Source organism: Nocardia sp. NPDC006044 (assembly GCF_042871115.1).
In the GTDB taxonomy this organism is placed as follows: Bacteria; Actinomycetota; Actinomycetes; order Mycobacteriales; family Mycobacteriaceae; genus Nocardia.
The window spans coordinates 123,057-138,871 of record NZ_JBIAID010000003.1 but is presented as its reverse complement, the minus strand read 5'-3'; the positions used below and the strand labels follow the sequence as shown (position 1 = coordinate 138,871).

16 protein-coding genes are annotated in these 15,815 nt (G+C 69.1%); 3 read left to right on the top strand and 13 right to left on the bottom strand.

Features of this window, described 5'->3' with window-relative positions; translation table 11 throughout:
• A complete protein-coding gene (locus ACFYO1_RS25310) occupies positions 1–1,266 on the top strand; it encodes an alpha/beta fold hydrolase (protein WP_387235744.1) in 1,266 nt (421 codons plus the stop codon).
• A 183-nt stretch (positions 1,267–1,449) separates the two neighbouring features.
• Here the strand turns inward: ACFYO1_RS25310 and ACFYO1_RS25305 are convergent, their stop codons facing one another.
• The 3 genes from ACFYO1_RS25305 to lspA are packed head-to-tail and all read right to left on the bottom strand — an operon-like array spanning position 1,450 to position 3,672.
• A complete protein-coding gene (locus tag ACFYO1_RS25305) occupies positions 1,450–2,118 on the bottom strand; it encodes a hypothetical protein (protein WP_387235741.1) in 669 nt (222 codons plus the stop codon).
• Entirely contained in the window at positions 2,111–3,037 is a 927-nt protein-coding gene (locus ACFYO1_RS25300) for an RluA family pseudouridine synthase (protein WP_387235738.1), read from the bottom strand. Before ACFYO1_RS25300 ends, ACFYO1_RS25305 begins: the two co-directional genes overlap by 8 nt.
• Positions 3,034–3,672 carry a signal peptidase II gene (gene lspA, locus ACFYO1_RS25295; RefSeq protein WP_387235735.1) on the bottom strand — a complete coding sequence of 213 codons (639 nt, stop codon included), beginning with the start codon at positions 3,670–3,672 and terminating at the stop codon, positions 3,034–3,036. Before lspA ends, ACFYO1_RS25300 begins: the two co-directional genes overlap by 4 nt.
• Positions 3,673–3,748: 76 nt before the next feature.
• Here lspA and ACFYO1_RS25290 point away from each other — a divergent pair, with 76 nt between their 5' ends.
• A complete protein-coding gene (locus ACFYO1_RS25290) occupies positions 3,749–4,702 on the top strand; it encodes a hypothetical protein (protein WP_387235732.1) in 954 nt (317 codons plus the stop codon).
• Positions 4,690–5,415: a hypothetical protein gene (locus ACFYO1_RS25285; RefSeq protein ID WP_387235729.1), complete on the top strand. Its 726-nt coding sequence runs from the start codon at positions 4,690–4,692 to the stop codon at positions 5,413–5,415. The genes ACFYO1_RS25290 and ACFYO1_RS25285 overlap by 13 nt, the downstream gene beginning before the upstream one ends.
• A 27-nt stretch (positions 5,416–5,442) precedes the next feature.
• Here the strand turns inward: ACFYO1_RS25285 and ACFYO1_RS25280 are convergent, their stop codons facing one another.
• The 10 genes from ACFYO1_RS25280 to ACFYO1_RS25235 all read right to left on the bottom strand — a co-directional run bounded on the left by ACFYO1_RS25280 (position 5,443) and on the right by ACFYO1_RS25235 (position 15,763).
• Positions 5,443–5,889 carry a ubiquinol-cytochrome c reductase iron-sulfur subunit gene (locus ACFYO1_RS25280; protein WP_387235726.1) on the bottom strand — a complete coding sequence of 149 codons (447 nt, stop codon included), beginning with the start codon at positions 5,887–5,889 and terminating at the stop codon, positions 5,443–5,445.
• A gap of 12 nt (positions 5,890–5,901) precedes the next feature.
• Positions 5,902–6,474 (bottom strand): DUF6529 family protein, encoded by a 573-nt coding sequence (locus ACFYO1_RS25275; protein WP_387238547.1) that lies wholly within the window; start codon positions 6,472–6,474, stop codon positions 5,902–5,904.
• Positions 6,464–7,108, bottom strand: coding sequence for a hypothetical protein (locus ACFYO1_RS25270; RefSeq protein WP_387235723.1), 645 nt, complete (start codon positions 7,106–7,108; stop codon positions 6,464–6,466). The genes ACFYO1_RS25275 and ACFYO1_RS25270 overlap by 11 nt, the downstream gene beginning before the upstream one ends.
• A 450-nt stretch (positions 7,109–7,558) precedes the next feature.
• Positions 7,559–8,494 (bottom strand): alpha/beta hydrolase family esterase, encoded by a 936-nt coding sequence (locus ACFYO1_RS25265; protein WP_387235721.1) that lies wholly within the window; start codon positions 8,492–8,494, stop codon positions 7,559–7,561.
• An 89-nt stretch (positions 8,495–8,583) separates the two neighbouring features.
• Entirely contained in the window at positions 8,584–10,527 is a 1,944-nt protein-coding gene (gene acs / locus ACFYO1_RS25260; protein ID WP_387235718.1) for an acetate--CoA ligase, read from the bottom strand.
• A gap of 51 nt (positions 10,528–10,578) precedes the next feature.
• A complete protein-coding gene (locus ACFYO1_RS25255; RefSeq protein ID WP_387235715.1) occupies positions 10,579–12,213 on the bottom strand; it encodes a cation acetate symporter in 1,635 nt (544 codons plus the stop codon).
• Positions 12,210–12,566 carry a DUF485 domain-containing protein gene (locus ACFYO1_RS25250; RefSeq protein ID WP_387235713.1) on the bottom strand — a complete coding sequence of 119 codons (357 nt, stop codon included), beginning with the start codon at positions 12,564–12,566 and terminating at the stop codon, positions 12,210–12,212. The genes ACFYO1_RS25255 and ACFYO1_RS25250 overlap by 4 nt, the downstream gene beginning before the upstream one ends.
• Positions 12,567–12,728: 162 nt before the next feature.
• The gene (locus ACFYO1_RS25245; protein ID WP_387235710.1) at positions 12,729–14,483 is read right to left on the bottom strand and encodes a cation acetate symporter; all 1,755 of its coding nucleotides are present in this window, start codon (positions 14,481–14,483) and stop codon (positions 12,729–12,731) included.
• Positions 14,484–14,600: 117 nt separating this feature from the next.
• Entirely contained in the window at positions 14,601–14,969 is a 369-nt protein-coding gene (locus tag ACFYO1_RS25240; RefSeq protein ID WP_387235708.1) for a hypothetical protein, read from the bottom strand.
• On the bottom strand, positions 14,966–15,763 hold the full coding sequence (locus tag ACFYO1_RS25235) for a LytR/AlgR family response regulator transcription factor (protein ID WP_387235705.1): 798 nt from the start codon (positions 15,761–15,763) through the stop codon (positions 14,966–14,968). The genes ACFYO1_RS25240 and ACFYO1_RS25235 overlap by 4 nt, the downstream gene beginning before the upstream one ends.
• Positions 15,764–15,815 lie beyond the last annotated feature (52 nt).

Genomic DNA, 15,815 nt, shown 5'->3' with positions numbered 1-15,815 from the left:
ATGAGAACGGTAGTGGAATCGGATGGGACAACCCCCGTCCACGTTGTGGAATTGCTCCGGGACCGGGAGTTCACGCGGGTGGCCGAGCTGTTCGGCGCGCCATTGCGGGCGGCGGTCTCGCCGGATTCGCTGCGCGCCGCGTGGTTGACCGAGATCAGCCGGGTCGGCGCGATCACCGCGATCGGCGAGCCCGGGTTGGAGCCGTTCGGCGACAAGCTGATTCGCGCGAGCGTGCCGGTGGTATGCGAGCGGGGCGGATTCACCTTGATCATGTCCATCGACGCGGCGGGCCTGCTGCAAGGTCTACGGCTGGCGGACGAGGCCACCGACTGGACGCCGCCGGACTATGCCGACCTGGATGCCTTCGCGGAGCAGGAGATCACCGTCGGCTCCGGCGAACTCGCGGTCCCGGGCACCCTGAGCGTGCCACCCGGCCCCGGCCCGTGGCCCGCCGTCGTGCTGCTCCACGGCGGTGGTCCGTTCGATCGGGACGAAACCAGCGGCCCGAACAAGCCGTTCAAGGATCTGGCCTGGGGCCTGGCCGGCCGCGGCGTCGCCGTGCTCCGCTTCGACAAGGTGACCTACGCGCATCCGCAGGTCGCCGAACGGCCGGACTTCACGATGGCCGACGAATATGTGCCACATGCGGTTTCGGCGGTCGACCTGCTCCGGCAGCACCCCGGCATCGATCCGGCCCGTATCTTCGTTCTCGGCCACAGCATGGGCGGCAAGGTTGCGCCGCGGGTAGCGGCGGCGGCCCCCGAGGTCGCCGGGCTGGTGATCATGGCGGGCGACACCCAGCCCATGCAGCACGCGGCGGTGCGGGTCATTCGCTACCTCGCCGAGCTCGACCCCGGCCCGCAGGCCGACGCGGCGGTCGCCGCGATCACCCGGCAGGCCGCGGCGGTGGACAGCCCGGCGCTGTCGCCGTCGACTCCGCGCGCGGACCTGCCGTTCGCCTACTCCGGCGCCTACTGGCTGGATCTGCTTGCCTACCAACCCGTCCCGACTGCGGCGGCGCTCACCGTGCCGCTCCTGATCCTGCAGGGCGCGCGCGACTACCAGGTCACCGTCGCCGACGACCTCACCGGCTGGCAGTCCGGCCTCGCCGATCGTCCCGATGTCACCTTCCGGGTCTACGACCAGTGCGACCATCTCTTCTTCGCCGGTGCCGCCCCCGCTACTCCACGCGACTACCAAACTCCGCAACACGTCGACCGCACCGTCGTCACCGACATCGCCGACTGGCTGACGCAGCAGCACTAACGCCCCCGCGCATCGTTCCCTCCCGCGCACCGATCAGCCCGCAATTCCACGCGCAGCAGGAGAACTGGTGCGCGGCGCGTCCGTGCTCGGGCGCAGCGCTGACGTCGCCGTGCGTATCTGGTGTTCGCGCGCGCACGGATCAGCGAGCGAATTCATGCGCGGCGGGAGAGTTGGTGCGCGGCATCACCGATCCGGAACGAGTCCGTCGTTCGGGCCGGGCTGGACGACGTCGAGCTGGTCGGGGAGGAGCGGCACCACGCCGAAACGGCCGGCTACCGCGTCGGCGGGCAGCGCCTCGACCGCGCGGATTCCGTTCTGGGAGGCGATCTTCCGGAGACCGTCGAGTGGTCCGCGGACAACCAGGCCGACGGTGCAGGCGCACCCGGAGCGCAGGCGAGCGGCGGAGAGCGCGGCGATCCGGGTGGCGCGTTCGTCGGACGTGCTGCGGGGGAGCAGCCAGGCGGCGGCCTCCGCGGAGGTCACCGCCGCCTCGTCGCCCTGCGGGACCGGCACGGCGACCAGCGGCGTCTGCACCCTGGGCACCGGAACCTGGTACAGCACTTGCGAAATCCGCAGACCACCGCTGCTCGGCGGAATCTGTTCCGGCACCAGCGGTTCGGTGAACGACACCAGCGCCCAATGATCGGCGCCGTCCGTACCGGCCAGCGAATCCCGGGCTCGGGCAAGGTAATCCGCGACTCGCTCACCCTGCTCCGGCCCGAGCCGGTCGGTGAACACCCCGGCCTTACGCGGCGGGTTCAGTACCCCGAGCAGCACGATGAACACGACCAGCGCGACGGCGGCCGCCCCGAGCATGATCCGGCCGAGGGGCAGCGCCCGCCGGTCAGGCATTGCGCAGGACGTCCAGCGCGTGCTTCAGATCGTCGGGGTATTCGCTGGTGATCTCCAGCCAGCGACCGTCGGCGGGATGGTTGAAGCCGAGCGAACGGGCATGCAGCCATTGCCGTTCCAGGCCGAGCCGCTGGGCCAGCCGCGGGTCCGCACCGTAGGTGAGGTCGCCGCAGCATGGGTGCCGGATCGCCGAGAAGTGCACCCGGATCTGGTGCGTGCGGCCGGTTTCCAGGTGGATGTCGAGCAGGCTCGCCGCCTGGAACGCCTCGACGGTGTCGTAGTGCGTCACGCTGGGCCGTCCGTCCGCGGTGACCGCGAACTTCCAGTCGTTGCCGCGGGCTCGCCCGATCGGGGCGTCGATGGTGCCGCTGCTCGGGTCCGGATGTCCCTGCACCAGTGCGTGATACCGCTTGGCCACGGTGCGCTGCTTGAACGCGCGCTTGAGCACCGTATACGCGTACTCGGACTGCGCGACCACCATCACCCCGGAGGTGCCCACGTCGAGCCGGTGCACGATGCCCTGCCGCTCGTGCGCGCCGGAGGTGGAGATCCGGTAGCCGGCCGCGGCCAGCCCGCCGATCACCGTCGGCCCGGACCAGCCGACGCCGGTGTGCGCGGCGACGCCGACCGGCTTGTCCACCGCCACGATGTCGTCGTCGGCGTACAGAATGCGCATGCCCTCGACCGGGGCGACCTCGATCGAGAGCTCCCGCTTCGGTTCCGGGAAGATCACCTCGAGCCAGGCGCCCGCGGCGAGCCGGTCGGATTTGCCCGCGGCGACGCCGTCGAGCTGCACGGAGCCTTCCTCGGCGAGCGCGGCGACCGCGGTGCGGGACAGGCCGAGCAGCCGGGACAACCCCGCGTCCACCCGCATGCCGTCGAGCCCGTCGGGAACGGGCATGGTTCGTGTTTCCCTCATGCGGTGTTCCCTTCGCTGGTGGTCTTGTTCGCAGTGGTCTCGGTCGCCGCGTCGTCGGCGGTGCCGGGCTCGTCGCGTCCGGTACGCGTCCCGTTCGGCTCGAAGCCGAACACGGTCAGCACGACCAGCAGGATCGCGCCGCAGACGATCGAGGAGTCGGCCACGTTGAACACCGGCCACCAGCCGATCGCGATGAAGTCGACCACATGCCCCTGCAACGGCCCCGGCGCCCGGAACAGCCGGTCGACCAGATTGCCGAGCGCGCCGCCCAGCACCATGCCGAGCCCGATCGCCCACCACAGCGAGCGCAGCGTGCGCCCGATGCGCACCACCCCGATCACGACGGCGGCCGCGACCAGGGTCAGCAGCCAGGTCATGCCGGTCGCCATGGAGAAGGCCGCGCCGGGATTGCGCACCAGGCTGAACCGCGCGAAGTCGCCGATGATCGACACCGGCTCGCCCGGCGTCAGGTTCGCCACCACGACACATTTGGTGAGCAGATCCAGTCCGAGCAGGACGGCCGCGATGATTAGTAGGGTCCGCAGCCGCTGCGGCGGAGCCGCTGGCGTCGCCTCCTCGGCGTGGTTCGCTGGGTTCTCCTCGGGCGGCGGCTCTTCACTCACACGCACCATCATCGCTCGAGCTACCCGACACGGTGTGCGGTGGTCACCCGCAAGACCCAGCTGACACTCAGGAACCGGTCGTACCCTGATGCTCGTGACGGTGTTGTCTTCCCCCCACATCCCGCGGTTCGCGCGTTCGGGTGTGCTGCTGATAGTGCTCGCGGTCGGCCTGACCGCGTTCGGAACCGGTTGCAGCGGTGGCAGCGAGTCGCGCTCGGAACCCGACAGCACCGAGCCGCTCGGCATCGGCAAGGGTGTGACCGTGCCGATCCCGGCCGCGATCACCACCATCGTCGATCCCGGCGCCGAGCCGCGCTCGCTGCTGCGCCGCGACTACCCGGCCGGCACCGTGCAGCAGGTGACGCTGAATACCTCGCACCGCATCGCGCAGCAGATCAACGATCAGCCCGCGCGCGACTTCTCCGCGCCCGCGCTGTCCATCCCGATGACCGCGCAGACCGACGCCGAGGGCATCGACCTGACGCTGGGCACCGTCACCACGCCGGACCCGTCGCTGGCCAAGGCTCTCACCAAGACCGGCGGCTCGCACGCCGGATTCGACCTCAGCGACCTGGGCGCGATTACCGCGCTGCGGCTCCAGCCGTCGCCGGACACCTCCAATCCCGCGCGGGCCGCGCTGGAGCAAGCCTTCTATCAGGCGGTCTACCGTTCGATCGCGTTTCCCGATCAGCCGGTCGGGGAGGGCGCGGTGTGGACGGTGCAGCAGGAGATCAGCGGCGGGGTCACCCTGGAGCAGACCACCACGGCGACGCTGACCAAGCGCGAGGGCGACCGGCTGACCATCGAGCTCGACGTCATCCAGCAGCCCAAGTCCGCGGTGTGGAACCTGCCCAACAACGCGGGCAAGCTCGATATCCAGGACTACGTCATGCAGGGCAACGGCACCATCACCGTCGATCTCGGGTTGCCGCTGCCGGTCGCCGGAACCATCACGGTCGGCGGGCACCAGGGTTACCGCGATCCGCGCAGTGCGAGCGTGCTGGAGCAGACGATCGACACGCAGGTGTCGTGGACGGAGTGAGCCGCGGGTTCGGTCTGCTGCTGGCCGCCGCGTCCACCGCGCTGGTCGCGGCGTGCGGATCGTCGAAATCGGCGGCTCCCGAGGCGTCGCCGCTGCCGTCGCTCGGTCCGGTCACGGCCGCCGCGCCGGTGACCGCGCCGCCGACCACGGACTCCGACCGATTGCGCGACCAGTTGCTGACCAGCACGAATCTGCCGCCCAACTTCACCGCGCTGCCCACGCGGGCCGACGTGGCCGCCGATGGGCAGGCCTCGCCGACCGATCCGGCAGAGTGCGCGAAGGTTCTGACCCCGCTGGCCGCGCAGCGGCCGGGCTCGCTCGCCAAAGCGTCCGTCGGGTATTCGGGGCCGAACTTCTCCAGCATCGATATCGACGCGGCCAGCTACGCGAATGACGCGGTGGCGTCCGCGTTTTCGGAGGTGCAGGCGACCTTGCGCGGGTGCGCCCATTACTCCGGTACGGACGCCACCGATATCTCCGTCGACTACCGGGTCGGCGGGCTGACCGCACCGCAGGCCGGTGACGCGGCGACCGCGTTCCAGGTGCGCACCAGCAGCGACGGGCTGACGCTGCACTCCTCGGTCGCGATCGTGCAGGTCGGCAGCACGCTGGTACAGGTGGGGGTGACCGCGCCGGAACCGGTCGAGGCCGGGGTCCTCAGCGATCTGACCGCCGCGCAGGTGCGTCGGCTGCAGGGTGTTCCAGGTCCTTGATCTGGGCGGATCCGGCGTGCGCTCGGGTCAGCCGGGAACCACCGAATCGCCGACGACCCGAACGGTTTTCGCCGCCAGCGGCTTGGTCGCCGGCCCGTTCGAGACCGAGCCGTCCAGCTTGTACTTGCTGCCGTGGCAGGGGCAGTTGATCGTGCCGCCGGACACCGACGCGACCGTGCACCCGGCATGCGTGCAGGTCGAGGACAAGCCGACGAAGGTGCCGGCGCTCGGCTGGGTCACCACCGTGTCGCCCACGATCACGCCGCCGCCGACCGGGACGTCGGCGGTCTTGGCGAGCGCCTTCCCGGTGGGCTGATCGGCCCCCGTCTGGTTGCCGCTCGGTGCGGGATTCGGTGCGGGCGCGGCGTTTTCCTTGCCGTAGGTGGTGCAGGCGGTCAGCGCCGCCGCCGCGACAACGGCGCCCGCGCCCGCCGCGACCACACTGCGGCGGGGGAAAACCGATTCGTCGGTCATGAGGATCTCCGATCAGAAGGTGAGGCCGTTGTGCTGGAAGAACCAGAGCGACGAGGTGAGCCAGAGGCCGGTCAGCCCGGCCAGGACGAGACCGCCCGCGACCGGGATCACCCAGCCCGGCAAGCCTTTCCGGGTGAGCAGCAGCATCTTCGCGACGAACGCGCCGTAGAAGAAGCAGCCGAGCAGTGAATGCAGCAGCACTCGGGTGTCGTATTGCTGGAAACCGAAGGCGTACAGGCAGTGCACCGCGACCGGGACGCTGACCAGTACGGCGAGCCGGCCCGACCACACATGGGCGGTGCCGATCCAGGACGGTGCCCGCAACGGCAGCTTGCCGTACATCGCCAGTGCCGAAACGAATTGGCACAGCGCGAGCAGGAAGGCGACGGTGGCCAGCCAGGTCTTGACCGCCTGCGGGCTGGAAAAACCCGCGACATCGACGGAGAAGCCCGACGGCTCATGCGTTTTGGCGTAGACGCCGAGCAGTACCGACACCGCGGCGCCGACGAGCAGCGGGATCGCTATGGCCGCGAACGACTTTGCGTTCGGTTGTCCGATGGGCGTCGTCTCTCGCTCAGCCGACACGGTCACCACCACTTACCTTGTTCGCGGTTATCTTCTTGCCGTTGACGATTGCCGTCGCGTCGGGGGACAGGCCGGGCGCCGGGGAGGTCGCGCCGTCGGGCGCGCGCTGGACACCGGTGACGTTGCCGTCGGCGTCGACGATCCAGCTCTGGCGAGCGCCGCCCTCGTTGTAGACGTAGAGTCCGGCGGGCGATCGCACCGGCGCGGCGGTGAATGCCCACTGCTTGTCACCGAGCCGCAGCGTGCCCGCGACCACCTTGCCGTCGTGGCGGCCGGTCAGTTCGGCGGCGTTCTTCCCGGTCAGCTGGAGTGCGCCGCCCGCCGCGCTGCCCTGCAACCACGCCTCGACCTGGTTGCCGTCACAGGCGTAAGCGGTCGCTTTATCACCCGCGACGGTGACCGAAAGCGTGATCGGCGCCCCCGTCGGCAGCGGAACTTTGCCGACGTAGTCCGCTTTCGGCGGAAACTGTAGCGGCGCAGGAGTGGCCGGAGCAGCGCTGGTCGTCACCGGCACTCCCGGCGTACTAGGCGCGGCCGTCGCCGGTTCGGTCTCCTTCGACATATTCACCGCGAGCAAGACGATCCCCAGCACGGCCACCGCCGCCAGAGTGAGCCAAGGCCCGAGACGTTTCATCAGATCTCCTCGATAACGGCCGTCGGCAAACCGGCCGAAGCGATCCCGGCCAAGCCGTTCCGGCACCGCTGTTCGCATTGTCAACGGCACAGCCCTCCGCCCGGTTCAAACAGACATTCCCGACCGCCGGATACCGGCGTGTCCTCGTCTGTGTCGTGTCCCTCGCTGCCCGTATCGAGGTGGATGCCCCTTTGCGCCGCGGAGATCATCGAGGAGTTGATTCGCCTCGGCACCGACCTGACGAGGTTGCGTGCGGAGCTGCGCGAAACGTTGTCCGAGACAACGGCTGAACTGCGGGTGTGAACGTCGCGCGGCTTCGGGCTGCCGCACGGGGCGGACCCGGCCCCCCTCAACACCGCGGTCGCCGGGTCCGCCGCAGGGGGGTTACCCCGGAGCGAACGCTTCGAAAACCTCGGTTTCGGGTGGGGTGCGCTTGGGGCGCCGGGGATTTCAGCAGGTTTGGTGCGGGGGCGGCATGCGGTGGGACAGGAGGAATCGCATCAGATCGCGCTGGATTTCGAGGCCGTGTTCCTGCTGAACGAACCCGGCGCCGATGGCGTGTTCAGCGAGTACGGGGAGGGTGAACCGGGCGAGTTCGCAGCCGCGGGGGCTGGCGTAGTGCTCGACGGTGAGCGGGATCGGCACGCCGGGGCCGACGGCGAGTACCTGAACGTCGGTGGGCAGGACGGGAGCCGATCCCGGGTCGGCCAGATTGTCGGCGGCGAGCCATTGGGTGAGGTTGGTTCGGCCGATGACGATGTTGCTGATCTCGTCGAAGAGGGTTTGCAGGAAGAAGGCCGGCAGCGGACGGGCGCGTGGGCCCATCGCGTCGATGATCGGCCGGGCTTCGAGTCTGGTCAGATACGGCGCGCCCGCCATCGGGGCGATCGCCGCGTACAGGTCGGGGTAGGTTGCGCCGAGCGTGGTGGTCATCGCGCCGCCGGCGGAGTACCCGCCCAGATAGACCCGGTCGCGATCGAGATGGAACTCATCGATGAGTGCGGTGGTGAGGCCCGCGATGATGGACGGCTCACCCTCGCCGCGCCGCTGGTGCCCGGCTTTGTCCCAGTTCCAGCACAGGCCCTTGTTCGACCCGCGATCCTGGATCGGGTACGCCAGCACGAAACCCATCTCGTCGGCGACCCGGATGAGCGAGAAACCACTCGGTAGCGGATGCGCGATCGGATCGTCGCAACCGTGCAGATACACCATCAGCGGTTCGCCCGCGCTGTCACCGTGCGGCACATACAGGTAGTAGCAGCGAGTGCCCGCGTCATTGGTGAAGCAGCGCTTCTTCACCTGTGCGTGCGCCCCCGGTGCACCGGACAGCAGACAGGCAGCCATCAGCAGGAGGACGGCGCAGAGGCGGAGCGAGGCGACTCGCACACGGCGAGCGTACCGCCTCGCGCTCCCTGGGCGACGGACCCGACCCCTCATCGCCATTGCGGTCGCCGGGTCCGTCACCGGGGCGGGAGTTACCCGCGGGCGATAGCCTCGAAGACCTTGGGGTCGACCAAGGTCGAGGTATCGCCCAGCTCGCGGCCTTCGGCGACATCGCGCAGCAGCCGGCGCATGATCTTGCCGCTGCGGGTCTTCGGCAGTTCCGGAACCAGATGGATCTCCCGGGGGCGGGCGATCGGGCTGATCTCGTGCGAGACCGCCGATTTCAGCTCGGTGACGAGCGGATCGCCGCTGCTCGTCGCGCCCGCGGTGAGGATGACGAACGCGACGATGGCCTGACCGGTGGTCGCGTCGCTGGCCCCGACCACGGCCGCCTCGGCGACCGCCGCATGCCCGACGAGCGCGGATTCGACCTCGGCGGTGGAGATCCGGTGGCCGGACACGTTCATCACGTCGTCCACCCGGCCGAGCACCCACAGGTCGCCGTCGTCGTCGAGCTTCGCGCCGTCGCCGGCGAAATACCAACCGGCGGCGGCGAATCGGGCCCAGTACGTGTCGCGGAAGCGTTCCATGTCGCCCCAGATGCCGCGCAGCATCGACGGCCACGGCTGGTCCAGCACCAGCAATCCGGCTGCGCCACGGCCGAGTTCGGTGCCGTCGTCGTCGACGACCTTCGCCGAGATGCCGGGCAGCGGGGCCATCGCCGCGCCGGGTTTGGTCGCGGTGACGCCGGGCAGCGGGGAGATCATGATCGCGCCGGTCTCGGTCTGCCACCAGGTGTCCACGATCGGGGTGCGGTTGCCGCCGATGACCTCCCGGTACCAGCGCCAGGCCTCCGGATTGATCGGCTCGCCGACGCTGCCCAGCAGCCGCAGCGAGGACAGGTCGTGGGCGTCGGGGATCTCGCGGCCCCACTTCATGAACGTGCGCACCAGCGTCGGCGCGATGTAATAGATGCTGACGCCGTACTTTTCGATGATCTGGAAGTGCCGGTGCTCGTCGGGCGAGTTCGGGGTGCCCTCGTAGACCACCTGGGTGGCTCGATTCGCGAGCGGCCCGTAGACGATGTAGCTGTGCCCGGTGACCCAGCCGATGTCCGCGGTGCACCAGTAAACGTCCTGTCCCGCTTTGTGATCGAAGACGTTGTGATGTGTATACGCAGCCTGAGTGAGGTATCCGCCCGAGGTGTGCAGGATTCCCTTGGGCTTTCCCGTCGTTCCGGAGGTGTAGAGGATGAACAGCGGATGCTCTGCATCGAACGCCCGCGCCTCGTGCTCCGGCGACGCGTCGGTGACCGTGTCGTGCCACCACAGATCGCGCCCCTCGGTCCACGGCACGTCGATGTTGGTGCGGCGCACCACGAGCACGTGCTCGACCGTCGACGGCGCACCGCCGAGCGCCTCGTCGACCGCGGCTTTGAGTGGCGCCGCCATCCCACGCCGCCACTGCCCGTCGGTGGTGATCACCAATCGAGCCTCGGCGTCGTCCACCCGCTGCCGCAGGGCGGTGGGGGAGAAGCCGGCGAACACCACCGAGTGGGTGAGCCCGAGCCGGGCGCAGGCGAGCATCGACACGATGGCCTCGGGCACCATCGGCATGTAGATGGCGACCCGATCGCCCGCCCGCAACCCCAGCTCGGTCAGATAGTTTGCCGCCCTGCAGACTTCGTCTCGAAGTTCCTCGTAGGAGATATCGCGTGAGTCGCCGGGCTCGCCTTCCCAGTGAATGGCGATCTGGTCACCGTGCCCGGCGAGCACGTGCCGGTCGACGCAGTTGTAGGCGACATTCAGCTTGCCGCCGACGAACCACTGCGCGACCGGCGCGTCGCTCCAGTCCAGAACCTGCGTCCACGGCTGTTCCCAGTACAGCCTCCGCGCCTGCTCGGCCCAGAACTCCATCCGATCGGCCGCCGCCCGGTCATACAGTCCCGCATCGGCATTCGCCGTCGCGGCGAAGGTATCGCCGGGTGGGTAGGACACCGCAGCGGTGTCGCGGGGATCGGTGGTTGCGCTGGTCACGCGATATCTCCTAACGAGAGAACAAGGGGGACAACGACTATCGGCTTGTTATCAGTGCACGACCGCCTTCTCTGCACCGACGCCGGTCAGCGAACGGACCTCCATCTCGGCGGCCTTGGCCGGGTTCTCGTCCGCCTTGCCGAGGAACGTGCCGACCACACCGAGCACGAAAGCCAGTGGGATGGACACGATTCCGGGGTTGGACAGCGGGAACCAGTCGAAATCGGAACCCGGCAGCATCGAGCTCGGCGTGCCGGAAACGGCCGGCGAGAACACGATCAGCACGATGGTCGAGATCAGGCCGCCGTACATGCTGAACAGTGCGCCGGTGGTGTTGAACCGCTTCCAGAACAGCGAGTACAGGATCGTCGGCAGGTTCGCCGCCGCCGCCACCGCGAACGCCAGCGCGACCAGGAAGGCGATGTTCTGCCCGTTGGCCAGGATGCCGAGCCCGATCGCGATCAGGCCGATCACCACGGCGGTGATCCGGGACACCCGCACCTGCTTCGCGTCATCGACCTTGCCGCGCTTGATGACTCCGGCGTAGATGTCGTGCGCGAACGAAGTCGCGGCGGTGATGGTGAGCCCCGCGACCACCGCGAGGATGGTGGCGAACGCGACCGCGGAGATGATCCCGAGCAGGACCACGCCGCCGAGCTCGAACGCGAGCAGTGGCGCCGCGGAGTTCTGCCCGCCCGCCGCCGCCAGGATCCGGTCCGGTCCCACGATGGCCGCGGCGCCGTAGCCGAGCACCAGGGTGAACAGGTAGAACGCGCCGATCAGCCCGATCGCCCACACGACTGATCGGCGCGCCTCCTTCGCGGTCGGCACGGTGTAGAAGCGCATCAGCACGTGCGGGAGACCCGCGGTGCCGAGCACCAGCGCCAGACCGAGAGACAGGAAGTTCAATTTCGAGGTGGCGGTGGCGCCGTACTGCGCGCCGGGCGCCAGCACGTCGCGGGCGGCCACGCCCTTGGCCTTCGACCCGCTGACATGCTCCTGGGCCGAGCCGAGGATGTCGGACAGGTTGAAACCGAACTTGGCGAAAACCATGACCGTCATCAGCGCGGCGCCCGCGATGAGCAGCACCGCCTTGATGATCTGCACCCAGGTGGTGCCCTTCATGCCACCGACCAGCACGTACACGATCATCAGCACGCCGACCACGGCGATCACGACGGATTGCCCGGTCTTGTCGGAGATGTCGAGCAGCAGCGCGACCAGGCCGCCGGCGCCGGCCATCTGCGCGAGTAGGTAGAACAGCGACACCGCGAGGGTGGTCAGCGCCGCGGCGGTGCGCACCGGGCCCTGCTTGAGCCGGAAGCTCAGCACATCGGCCATGGTGAATTTGCCGGTGTTCCGGAGCATTTCGGCGACCAGCAGCAGGGCGACTAGCCAGGCGACCAGGAATCCGATGGAGTACAGGAACCCGTCGTAGCCGTACACCGCGATGGCGCCCGCGATGCCGAGAAAGCTTGCGGCGGAGAGATAGTCGCCCGCGATGGCGATACCGTTCTGCGGTCCGGAGAAGCCGCGTCCGCCGGTGAAGAAATCCGCGGCGGTGGCATTGTTGCGACTGGCCCGGACGACCACGACCATGGTGATCGCGACGAACACCGCGAAGATGGCGATGTTGGCCGTCGGGTTGCCGACCGTCGCGGCGGCGGCATAGGTGCTGACGCTCACGCGTGGCCTCCCTCGAGCTGGTTGCGGATGGCCGCCGCGCGCGGATCCAGTTCACGATTGGCGAACCGGACATAGAGCGCGGTGATGGCGAAGGTGGAGACGAATTGCCCGAGGCCGAGCAGCAATCCGACGTTGATGTTGCCGAAGACCTTGTGCGCCATGAAGTCGTGCGCGTAGGCGCCGAGCAGCACATAGCTGAGGTACCAGAGCAGGAACAGGGCGGTCATCGGAAATACGAAGCGGCGCAACCTGGTTCGTAACTCTCGGAAGTCCGGGCTGGCCTGTACCTCGATGAATTCGTCTGCACTCGGCGTGCGCCGGGGGGCGGTGCCGTCGAGTTCTGTACTGGTCATGGTCGTCCTAGCTTGTGACATGGCTTACTTGTTCAGCACCGTAGCCAGGTCCGCATGAGGAAATGATGATGTGGTGTGGGTCACTCCGGGAAGGCGGCCGATTGTGCGGTGAACGGTCGGTGTGACGCGACGAACGGTTGAGCGTCGGTCGCGGCCGGCGGCTCAGTTCGAGCGCAGCGTGCCCTCGCGATCGGCGCCCATGCCGAGCCGTTCGGGAGCGTGCATGCGGACGAAGATGCGGCCGACCCGCCGGGCGCCAGGGCCCTGGGTCACCTTGCTGACCAGCACCATTGCCGCGAACGCCAGCGGGACGCTGATTGCCGCCGGATAGCCGATCAGCGCGGCGGGCCATCCGCCGGCTACCTCGCCGGACAGGCCACCGGTCACCGACACCGCGGTCGCTCCGCCCGCCGCCAGCCCGCCGGCGATCAGCCCGGCGCCCGCGCCCGCCGCGGTGAGCCCGCGCCACCAGATGCCGAGGACGAGCAGCGGGCACAGGGTGGAGGCGGCCACCGAGAACGCGAGACCGACCGTGCGGGACAGGTCGAGCGAGGCCACGGTGAGCGAAAGGGTAAGCGGCACAGCGCCGGCCACCACCGCCGCCGCCCGGAAGTCGCGAATCCGCCCGCGCAGCATGTCGGTACTGAGCACGCCCGCGATGCTGACCAGCAGTCCGGACGAGGTGGACAGGAACGCGGCGATCGCACCGGCCGCGACGAGGGCGGCCAGCAATTGACCCGGCAGGCCGAGGACGACCGAGGCGGGCAGCAGGACGACCGCCGCGTCGGAGGTTCCGGTGATCAGCAGTTGCGGTACGTAGAGCCGCGCGAAAACCCCTAGCAGTATGGGGAACAGGTAGAACAGACCCACGAGTCCGATGACGGCCGCCGCGGTCGCGCGCGCGGCGCGGCCGTCCGGATTCGTGTAGAAGCGCACCAGCACGTGCGGCAACCCCATGGTGCCGAGGAACGTTGCGATGATCAGCGAATACACCTGATAGGTCGGGTGCGCGCCGCCGAAACCGACGCCCGGCTCCAGCCATTCGGCGCCGTTCGCGGGTGCGCCGGCCACCACCGGCACCGTGGCGCCCGCCTCCAGCACCAGCTCGGTGCCCGGCGACAGCGTGTGCTGGCCAGGGGGCAGCAGCACGTGACCGCTCACCGGATTGCCGTCGAGCGTGCCGCTGATCGAAACCTGTTGGGCCGCAGCGACCTGCACCACCACCGCGGTGCGCACGTCCACCACCGTGCGCTCGGTGACCACCGGGGGCGCGGGCGCGCCGAGCGGTTGATCCTCGGCCAGGAAATGCCCGAGCAGTACCAGCGCCGGAATCGTCACCGCGGTCAACTTCAACCAGTATTGAAACGCCTGCACCAGCGTGATCGACCGCATCCCGCCACCGGCCACATTCGCGATCACGATCGCGCCCACCGCCGCCGCCCCCACCCAATCGGGCACGCCGAGCAGCGTATGCAGGGTCAACCCCGCGCCCTGGAACTGCGGAATCATATACACCGCACACACCAGCACGACCACCGTCGCCGCCAGCCGCCGCAATCGCACCGAGCCCAAACGGAATTCGGCGAAGTCCGGCACCGTGTACGCCCCCGAGCGCCGCAGCGGCGCGGCGACGAACAGCAACAGCGACAGGTACCCCGCGGTGAACCCCACCGGATACCACAACGCGTCTGCCCCGTACTTCGCGATCAACCCCGCCACACCGAGAAACGAAGCAGCCGAGAGATATTCACCCGAGATAGCGGCAGCGTTCCACCCGGACCTGACGCTCCGCGAGGCAACCAAAAAGTCGGAAGTGGTGCGCGCCAACCGAACCCCGTAAGCCCCGATCGCAACCGTCGCGAGCGCGGCAAACAACAACGCGAACACCGTCAGCACCGGCACCGACCCCGCAGTCACCGCGCCCCACCGCCAGCCGCACACCTCTCGATTTCCCGCACACCAATTCGCACGTGATTCGGTCTGCGGGGAATCAGCAGGTGTGCGGCTCTGCTCGATGTGCGCCGGGCCGGCATGTCAGTCCTCGGCCAGGTCGAGGAAGTCCTGCTCGTTGTGCTCGGCGAGGCGGACGTAGAGGCGGCCGACGAGGTAGAGGAGGGGGTAGACGGCTACGCCCAGCAGGAGCCACGGTAGGCGCAGGCCGAAGACGACCGTCGAGCCGACGGTGCCGATGCCGAAAAGTACCGGCAGCGAGCACAATACGACGACGATGATCAAGCCGAGGCGCAGTGCGAGACCGAGCTGGGCGCGGATCAGGCCGCCGATCAAGGCCTCGCCGATCTCGGTCTGCTCGGCCACTTCCATGCGCGTGCGAACGCGGCGCGCGCCGCGCCGTTCCGACAGCACGACGCGCTGTCTGGCCGGCCGGTGCTGCGGTCCGGTCATTGGCCGGTCCACTGCTGCCGCGGGCCGTGCACCAGGCGCTGCTTCAGCTCGCGCACCTGCCTGCGGCTGACCGGCAGTTCCACCGCCGCGGTATTGCCGTCGGCGCGCAGGCACACCACCGTCGAGGTGCCGACCGTGCGCAGGCCGGTCACGAGTCGCAACGCGACCAGATACGAACGGTGCACGCGCAGGAAGCCCGCGTCCTGCCAGCGGGACTCCAACGCGGACAACGGAATCCGCACCAGGTGGGAGCCGTCGCTGGTGTGCAGGCGCGCGTAGTCGCCGTCCGCCTCCACCCAGCTGACGCTCGACCGCGGCACCAGCGTGGTGACGCCGCCGAGTTCGACCGGAATGACCTCACTCGGATCGGCCCGCGGCTCATCGGCAACCGGTGCCGGCGTGCCCCGGGTCGAGGCGATCCGGCGCACCGCCTCGGCCAGCCGGGCCTCGCGCAACGGCTTCAGCAGATAGTCGACCGCGCCCAGATCGTAGGCGGCCACCGCGCGATCATCGTGGGCCGTCACGAAAACCACCGCGGGCGGGTTCGCGAATTCCGACAGGATGCCCGCCAGTTCCATCCCGTCCAGCCCCGGCATGTTGATATCCAAGAACACCGCATCGATCGAATGCGCGCGCAACACCCGCAGGGCGGTGGTGGCGTCGGCGGCATCGTGGATCTCGCCGACCCCGGGCTGCGCGCGCAACAGATACACCAGCTCGTCCAGAGCAGGCTTTTCATCGTCGACAGCCAGCACCCGCAGGGTGCCACCCGCACTACCGGTGGTCCGCGTCACAACCGCTCCATCGTAAGCAATCACCCCCGCTGCCCGACCCGGATCCCCACTG